The 7,517-nt window shown below is 59.7% G+C and carries 15 protein-coding genes; all 15 read left to right on the top strand.

Annotation, left to right across the window (positions count from 1 at the left end; translation table 11 throughout):
* Positions 1–448 (top strand): EF-Tu C-terminal domain-related protein (locus tag EX20_RS15140; protein WP_034194017.1); only part of this gene is annotated, 448 nt, incomplete at its 5' end.
* Between the two features lie 281 nt (positions 449–729).
* Positions 730–1,041 carry a 30S ribosomal protein S10 gene (gene rpsJ, locus EX20_RS15135; RefSeq protein ID WP_004199280.1) on the top strand — a complete coding sequence of 104 codons (312 nt, stop codon included), beginning with the start codon at positions 730–732 and terminating at the stop codon, positions 1,039–1,041.
* Positions 1,042–1,219: 178 nt separating this feature from the next.
* A complete protein-coding gene (rplC, locus tag EX20_RS15130) occupies positions 1,220–1,870 on the top strand; it encodes a 50S ribosomal protein L3 (protein ID WP_006752926.1) in 651 nt (216 codons plus the stop codon).
* On the top strand, positions 1,870–2,490 hold the full coding sequence (gene rplD / locus EX20_RS15125; RefSeq protein WP_006477192.1) for a 50S ribosomal protein L4: 621 nt from the start codon (positions 1,870–1,872) through the stop codon (positions 2,488–2,490). Before rplC ends, rplD begins: the two co-directional genes overlap by 1 nt.
* The gene (gene rplW, locus EX20_RS15120) at positions 2,487–2,801 is read left to right on the top strand and encodes a 50S ribosomal protein L23 (RefSeq protein ID WP_004199275.1); all 315 of its coding nucleotides are present in this window, start codon (positions 2,487–2,489) and stop codon (positions 2,799–2,801) included. The genes rplD and rplW overlap by 4 nt, the downstream gene beginning before the upstream one ends.
* A gap of 2 nt (positions 2,802–2,803) precedes the next feature.
* Positions 2,804–3,631: a 50S ribosomal protein L2 gene (rplB, locus tag EX20_RS15115; protein WP_011883004.1), complete on the top strand. Its 828-nt coding sequence runs from the start codon at positions 2,804–2,806 to the stop codon at positions 3,629–3,631.
* A 10-nt stretch (positions 3,632–3,641) separates the two neighbouring features.
* A complete protein-coding gene (rpsS, locus tag EX20_RS15110; protein ID WP_004199273.1) occupies positions 3,642–3,917 on the top strand; it encodes a 30S ribosomal protein S19 in 276 nt (91 codons plus the stop codon).
* Between the two features lie 12 nt (positions 3,918–3,929).
* Entirely contained in the window at positions 3,930–4,259 is a 330-nt protein-coding gene (gene rplV, locus EX20_RS15105) for a 50S ribosomal protein L22 (RefSeq protein ID WP_004199272.1), read from the top strand.
* A gap of 11 nt (positions 4,260–4,270) precedes the next feature.
* A complete protein-coding gene (rpsC, locus tag EX20_RS15100; RefSeq protein ID WP_006482899.1) occupies positions 4,271–5,071 on the top strand; it encodes a 30S ribosomal protein S3 in 801 nt (266 codons plus the stop codon).
* A 2-nt stretch (positions 5,072–5,073) separates the two neighbouring features.
* Positions 5,074–5,490, top strand: a complete 417-nt coding sequence (gene rplP, locus EX20_RS15095; RefSeq protein ID WP_006482873.1) for a 50S ribosomal protein L16 — start codon at positions 5,074–5,076, stop codon at positions 5,488–5,490.
* A 9-nt stretch (positions 5,491–5,499) separates the two neighbouring features.
* Positions 5,500–5,694 carry a 50S ribosomal protein L29 gene (gene rpmC / locus EX20_RS15090; protein WP_006400652.1) on the top strand — a complete coding sequence of 65 codons (195 nt, stop codon included), beginning with the start codon at positions 5,500–5,502 and terminating at the stop codon, positions 5,692–5,694.
* Positions 5,691–5,963, top strand: a complete 273-nt coding sequence (rpsQ, locus tag EX20_RS15085) for a 30S ribosomal protein S17 (RefSeq protein WP_006752928.1) — start codon at positions 5,691–5,693, stop codon at positions 5,961–5,963. Before rpmC ends, rpsQ begins: the two co-directional genes overlap by 4 nt.
* A gap of 309 nt (positions 5,964–6,272) precedes the next feature.
* Entirely contained in the window at positions 6,273–6,641 is a 369-nt protein-coding gene (gene rplN / locus EX20_RS15080) for a 50S ribosomal protein L14 (protein ID WP_006752929.1), read from the top strand.
* A 9-nt stretch (positions 6,642–6,650) separates the two neighbouring features.
* Positions 6,651–6,959 carry a 50S ribosomal protein L24 gene (rplX, locus tag EX20_RS15075; protein WP_006477187.1) on the top strand — a complete coding sequence of 103 codons (309 nt, stop codon included), beginning with the start codon at positions 6,651–6,653 and terminating at the stop codon, positions 6,957–6,959.
* Between the two features lie 16 nt (positions 6,960–6,975).
* Entirely contained in the window at positions 6,976–7,515 is a 540-nt protein-coding gene (rplE, locus tag EX20_RS15070) for a 50S ribosomal protein L5 (protein ID WP_011883005.1), read from the top strand.
* Positions 7,516–7,517: the final 2 nt, after the last annotated feature.

The following is a 7,517-nucleotide window of genomic DNA, read 5'->3' as shown; positions in this document are numbered from 1 at the left end:
CGGTATCAAGCCGACGGTGAAGACGACCTGCACGGGCGTTGAAATGTTCCGCAAGCTGCTGGACCAGGGTCAGGCAGGCGACAACGTCGGTATCCTGCTGCGCGGCACGAAGCGTGAAGACGTGGAGCGCGGCCAGGTTCTGGCGAAGCCGGGTTCGATCACGCCGCACACGCACTTCACGGCTGAAGTGTACGTGCTGAGCAAGGACGAAGGCGGCCGTCATACGCCGTTCTTCAACAACTACCGTCCGCAGTTCTACTTCCGTACGACGGACGTGACGGGCTCGATCGAGCTGCCGAAGGACAAGGAAATGGTGATGCCGGGCGACAACGTGTCGATCACGGTGAAGCTGATTGCGCCGATCGCGATGGAAGAAGGTCTGCGCTTCGCAATCCGCGAAGGCGGCCGTACCGTCGGCGCTGGCGTCGTCGCCAAGATCATCGAGTAACATCGACGATCCGCGGGCCCTTCACGGGCTCGCGCCTCACGGCAGCTGTCGTGCCGTCGAAACCGGGTGTCCAGTTTGATCTGGCGCCCGGTTTTTTTGTGGTGCGCGCAGCGTGGTATTGACAAATGCGCGCCACCGCTTTGATTTTTCGTGTAGAATCGCGGGCTTAGCAGTGGAAGTACCGTTCGGGACGTGTCGCCTCGCTCCCCGCAGGCAACAGGTCTCGCGTTCTTTTAGTGTCCGGCGATGCAAGATCGCCTCGCTCTTTTCAAGGAATCGTCATGCAGCAACAGAAAATCCGCATTCGCCTGAAGGCTTTCGACTATCGTCTGATCGATCAATCGGCTGCCGAAATCGTCGATACCGCGAAGCGGACTGGCGCAATCGTCCGTGGCCCGGTGCCGCTGCCGACGCGCATTCAGCGTTTTGACATTCTGCGTTCGCCGCACGTCAACAAGACGTCGCGCGATCAGCTCGAAATCCGTACCCACCAGCGCCTGATGGACATCGTCGACCCGACGGACAAGACGGTTGACGCGCTGATGAAGCTCGATCTGCCGGCAGGCGTCGACGTGGAAATCAAGCTGCAGTAAGGCTTCCGGCGCCGCCGGGCTTGCCGGGCGGTGCTAAGTCTTTGTATTGCTTGCGGAAATCGAAGGGTCGGGCTATACTGCTTGGCTTTTCGCGCATTCGCGTAAAAAAGTCGGGCCTTGCGTGCCCGGCATTTTGTAAATCAGCCCCGACCAATCGCAGTCGGGAATGGAGAAAATGATGAGCCTTGGACTCGTAGGTCGCAAGGTTGGCATGACCCGTATCTTCACGGCTGAAGGGGATTCGATTCCCGTCACCGTGCTGGACGTGTCGGACAACCGCGTGACGCAGATCAAGACTGTTGAAACCGACGGCTACACGGCCGTGCAGGTTGCATTCGGCTCCCGCCGCGCATCGCGCGTGACGAAGCCGCTGGCAGGTCATCTCGCCAAAGCCGGTGTCGAAGCCGGTGAAATCCTCAAGGAATTCCGCATTGACGCGGCCAAGGCAGCCGAGCTGTCGAATGGCGCCGTGGTCGGTGCAGATCTTTTCGAAGTAGGCCAGAAGGTCGACGTGCAAGGCGTGTCGATCGGTAAGGGCTACGCCGGTACGATCAAGCGTTACAACTTCTCCTCCGGCCGTGCCACGCACGGTAACTCGCGCTCGCACAACGTGCCGGGCTCGATCGGTATGGCGCAGGATCCGGGTCGCGTTTTCCCGGGTAAGCGCATGACGGGTCACCTCGGTGACGTTACGGTGACGGTGCAGAACCTCGAAATCGCTCGTATCGACGCAGAGCGCAAGCTGCTGCTCGTCAAGGGCGCGATTCCGGGCGCGAAGGGCGGCAAGGTTTTCGTGACGCCGGCCGTCAAGACCAAGGGGGCGAAATAATGGAACTCAAGCTCCTGAACGAAAATGGTCAGGAAGGTGCAGTGGTCAACGCGTCGGACGTCGTGTTCGGTCGTGACTACAACGAAGCGCTGATCCACCAGGTCGTCGTCGCGTACCAGGCGAATGCTCGCCAGGGTAACCGCGCACAGAAGGACCGTGAGCAAGTCAAGCACACCACCAAGAAGCCGTGGCGTCAGAAGGGTACGGGCCGCGCTCGTGCCGGTATGTCGTCGAGCCCGTTGTGGCGTGGCGGTGGTCGCATCTTCCCGAACTCGCCGGAAGAGAACTTCTCGCACAAGGTCAACAAGAAGATGCATCGCGCAGGTCTCTGCTCGATCTTCTCGCAGCTGGCCCGTGAAGGCCGTCTGTCGGTCGTCGAGGACATCATCCTCGAAGCGCCGAAGACCAAGCTGCTGGCCGACAAATTCAAGACCATGGGTCTCGACTCCGTCCTGATCATCACGGATACGGTCGACGAGAACCTGTACCTGGCTTCGCGCAACCTGCCGCACGTGGCGATTGTCGAGCCGCGCTACGCTGACCCGCTGTCGCTGATCTACTTCAAGAAAGTGCTGGTCACGAAGGCTGCGGTCGCCCAGATCGAGGAGTTGCTGTCATGAGCGAGATTCGCAAGAACGATCATCGTTTGATGCAGGTCCTGCTCGCACCGGTGATTTCCGAAAAGGCGACGCTGGTTGCCGACAAGAACGAGCAAGTCGTGTTCGAAGTCGCACCGGATGCCACGAAGCAGGAAGTGAAGGCGGCTGTCGAGCTGCTGTTCAAGGTTGAGGTTGATTCGGTCAACGTGCTGGTTCAGAAGGGCAAGCAAAAGCGCTTCGGCCGTTCGATGGGCCGTCGCAAGGACGTGAAGAAGGCGTACGTTTGCCTGAAGCCCGGCCAGGAAATCAACTTTGAAGCGGAGGCCAAGTAATCATGGCAATCGTGAAAGTTAAACCGACTTCGCCGGGTCGCCGCGCGATGGTCAAGGTGGTCAACAAGGATCTGCACCAGGGCAAGCCGCACGCGGCACTGCTCGACACGCAGAGCTCGACCGCCGGCCGTAACAACAACGGTCGCATCACCACCCGCCATAAGGGCGGTGGTCACAAGCATCACTATCGTATCGTCGACTTCCGTCGCACGAAGGATGGCATTCCGGCAAAGGTCGAGCGTCTCGAGTACGACCCGAACCGCAGCGCGAACATTGCGCTGGTGCTCTACGCTGACGGCGAACGTCGCTACATCATCGCCCCGAAGGGCCTGACCGTCGGCCAACAGCTGATGTCGGGTTCGGAAGCGCCGATCCGTGCAGGCAACACGCTGCCGATCCGCAACATTCCGGTCGGTACGACGATCCACTGCATCGAGATGCTGCCGGGCAAGGGCGCGCAAATGGCGCGTTCGGCTGGCACGTCGGCCATGCTGCTGGCGCGTGAAGGCGTCTACGCGCAGGTTCGTCTGCGCTCGGGCGAAATCCGCCGCGTGCACATCGAGTGCCGTGCAACGATCGGTGAAGTCGGCAACGAAGAGCATAGCCTGCGCCAGATCGGCAAGGCTGGCGCGAACCGCTGGCGCGGTATCCGCCCGACGGTGCGTGGCGTTGCGATGAACCCGGTCGATCACCCGCACGGTGGTGGTGAGGGCAAGACGGCTGCAGGTCGCGATCCGGTGAGCCCGTGGGGCACGCCGACCAAGGGTTATCGCACCCGCAGCAACAAGCGCACGACGACGATGATCGTCCAGCGCCGTCACAAGCGTTAAGGAGTAGGCAATGGCACGTTCTGTAAAAAAAGGTCCGTTCTGCGACGCCCATTTGCTGAAGAAAGTTGAGGCGGCTGCAGCTTCGCGCGACAAAAAGCCGATCAAGACCTGGTCGCGTCGCTCGACGATTCTGCCGGATTTCATCGGCCTGACGATCGCTGTTCACAACGGCCGTCAACACGTTCCGGTGTACATTTCGGAAAACATGGTCGGCCACAAGCTTGGCGAGTTCGCACTGACCCGTACGTTCAAGGGTCACGCAGCCGACAAGAAGGCCAAGAAATAAGGGGCAATCAAGATGGAAGTGAAAGCAATTCATCGCGGTGCCCGCATCTCGGCGCAAAAAACGCGCCTTGTGGCTGACCAGATCCGCGGTTTGCCGGTCGACAAGGCGCTGAACGTTCTGACGTTCTCGCCGAAGAAGGCGGCTGGCATCGTGAAGAAGGTTGTGCTGTCGGCAATCGCGAATGCGGAGCACAACGAAGGCGCCGATATCGACGAGCTCAAGATCAAGAGCATCTACGTCGACAAGGCTGCATCGCTCAAGCGTTTCACCGCGCGCGCCAAGGGCCGCGGTAACCGCATCGAGAAGCAATCCTGTCACATCACTGTGACGGTCGGGAATTAAGGAGCCATACGATGGGACAGAAAATTCATCCGACTGGCTTCCGCCTGGCTGTCAGCCGCAATTGGGCTTCGCGTTGGTACGCGAACAACAACAATTTCGCGGCGATGCTGCAGGAAGACATCGGTGTTCGTGAATACCTGAAGAAGAAGCTGAAGAACGCTTCGGTCGGTCGGGTCGTCATCGAGCGTCCGGCAAAGAACGCGCGCATCACGATTTACAGCTCGCGTCCGGGCGTCGTCATCGGCAAGAAGGGCGAGGATATCGAACAGCTGAAGACGGAACTGCAACGCCGCATGGGCGTGCCGGTTCACGTCAACATCGAAGAGATCCGCAAGCCGGAAACCGATGCTCAACTGATCGCTGACTCGATCACGCAACAGCTCGAGCGCCGGATCATGTTCCGTCGCGCGATGAAGCGTGCGATGCAGAACGCGATGCGTCTGGGTGCCCAGGGCATCAAGATCATGAGCGCAGGCCGTCTGAACGGTATCGAAATCGCTCGCACGGAGTGGTATCGCGAAGGTCGCGTGCCCCTTCACACGCTGCGCGCCGATATCGACTACGCAACCTCGGAAGCGAAGACGACCTACGGCATCATCGGTGTCAAGGTTTGGGTTTACAAGGGCGACACGCTCGGCCGCAATGACGCGCCGGTGGTCGAAGAAGTAGCCGAAGACAAGCGTCCGCGTCGCAATGCGCGTCCGGGCGACCGTCGTCCGCGCCGTGACGGCGAAGGCGGCGCTCCGGGTGCTCGTCGTGGCGCACCGCGCCGCGGCGCCGGCAAGCCGGAAGACGGCAAGACTGGAGAATAACGATGCTGCAACCGAAACGCAGGAAGTATCGCAAAGAGCAGAAGGGTCGTAACACCGGCAAGGCGACGCGCGGCAACGCGGTGTCGTTCGGTGAATTCGGCCTGAAGGCGATCGGTCGCGGCCGTTTGACCGCGCGTCAAATTGAAGCAGCGCGTCGTGCAATGACGCGTCACATCAAGCGTGGCGGCCGCATCTGGATCCGGATCTTCCCGGACAAGCCGATCTCGCAAAAGCCGGCCGAAGTGCGTATGGGTAACGGTAAGGGTAACCCGGAGTACTACGTCGCCGAGATCCAGCCGGGCAAGATGCTCTATGAAATGGACGGCGTAACCGAAGAACTGGCACGCGAAGCGTTCCGTCTGGCTGCAGCGAAGCTGCCGCTGAAGACGGCGTTCATCGTGCGCCAGCTCGGCGCCTAAGGAGAAAACATGAAGGCTTCCGAACTTCTCCAGAAAGACCAGGCCGCGCTCAACAAGGAGCTGGCGGACCTGCTGAAGGCGCAATTCGGCCTGCGCATGCAACTCGCGACCCAGCAGCTCACGAACACGAGCCAGCTGAAGAAGGTTCGTCGCGACATCGCACGTGTGCGGACCGTCATGACTCAGAAGGCGAACCAGAAATGAACGATAGCGTGAAAACCTCGCTGAAGCGGACGCTGGTCGGTCGGGTCGTCAGCAACAAGATGGACAAGACCGTCACCGTGCTGATCGAGCACCGCGTCAAGCACCCGATCTACGGCAAGTATGTCGTGCGTTCGAAGAAGTACCACGCGCACGATGAAGCGAACACCTGCAACGAAGGCGATCTCGTCGAAATCCAGGAAACCCGTCCTGTTTCGAAGACGAAGGCCTGGACGGTGTCGCGCCTCGTCGAAGCAGCTCGCGTCATCTAAGCGGGCAGAGCAGTAGGCAGTAACAGGCACTTCGCCATGAAGTGCTTGAAATCGCAAAGTTTTTGCTTGCGTGACCGGGATTATTTGTTATAATCCCGGTCTTCCCTCTTTATGGGAGCCCCGTCGCGGGCGAAGTTGGTGGGGGAAGCGGACTGGCGCCAGCCTGTCCGAAAGATTCACCGAATTGCGATGGCGGGTTTCGTTTGCCGTCGCTGCTGTTCCAACCCAAGCAGCCGATTGGCTGACGGGACCAAGACTGACCGTATGCATCATGGTGGTGCATCCGGATTAAGTTGGGAAAGACAAACCATGATCCAGACCGAATCTCGGCTCGAAGTAGCCGACAACACGGGTGCGCGTGAAGTCATGTGCATCAAGGTGCTCGGCGGCTCGAAGCGTCGTTATGCCGGCATTGGCGACATCATCAAGGTGACCGTCAAAGAAGCAACGCCGCGCGGGCGCGTGAAGAAAGGCGAAATCTACAACGCCGTGGTGGTCCGCACCGCCAAGGGTGTTCGCCGTCAAGACGGCTCGCTGATCAAGTTCGACGGCAACGCCGCTGTGCTTTTGAATAACAAGCTTGAGCCGATCGGCACCCGCATTTTCGGGCCGGTGACGCGTGAGCTGCGTAGCGAACGATTCATGAAGATCGTTTCGCTGGCGCCGGAAGTGCTGTAAGGAGTCGCGATGAACAAGATTCGCAAAGGTGACGAAGTGATCGTCGTCACTGGCAAGGACAAGGGCAAGCGCGGCGTCGTGCTGGCTGTCGGTGCTGAACATGTGACGGTTGAGGGTATCAACCTCGTCAAGAAGCATGTGAAGCCGAACCCGATGAAGGGTACGACGGGCGGCGTGGAAGCGAAGACGATGCCCCTGCATATTTCGAACGTCGCACTGGTCGACGCGAATGGCAAGGCGTCGCGTGTTGGCATCAAGGTCGAGGAAGGCAAGAAGGTTCGCTTCCTGAAGACGACCGGTGCCGTACTGAGCGCCTGACGCAGCGGAGTAAAAAATGGCTCGTTTTCAAGAGTTTTACAAAGAAAAGGTTGTGCCCGGCCTGATCGAGAAGTTCGGTTACAAGTCGGTCATGGAAGTGCCGCGCATCACCAAGATCACGCTGAACATGGGTCTTGGCGAAGCGATCGCTGACAAGAAGGTCATCGAGAACGCCGTTGGCGACCTCACGAAGATCGCCGGTCAGAAGCCGGTCGTCACGAAGGCACGCAAGGCAATCGCAGGCTTCAAGATCCGCCAGGGCTATCCCATTGGCGCGATGGTGACGCTGCGCGGCCGTGCGATGTACGAATTCCTCGACCGTTTCGTGACCGTTGCCCTGCCCCGCGTGCGTGACTTCCGCGGCGTGTCGGGTCGTGCCTTCGATGGCCGCGGCAACTACAACATCGGTGTGAAAGAGCAGATCATTTTCCCCGAAATCGACTACGACAAGATCGACGCACTGCGTGGGCTGAACATCAGCATCACGACGACTGCGAAGACCGACGACGAAGCAAAGGCTCTGCTCGCCAGCTTCAAGTTCCCGTTCAGAAACTGAGG

It is taken from the genome of Burkholderia sp. WP42, assembly GCF_000745665.1.
GTDB lineage: Bacteria > Pseudomonadota > Gammaproteobacteria > Burkholderiales > Burkholderiaceae > Burkholderia > Burkholderia vietnamiensis.
Note: the sequence above shows the minus strand (reverse complement) of the source record. Positions and strands in the feature narration are given on the sequence as shown.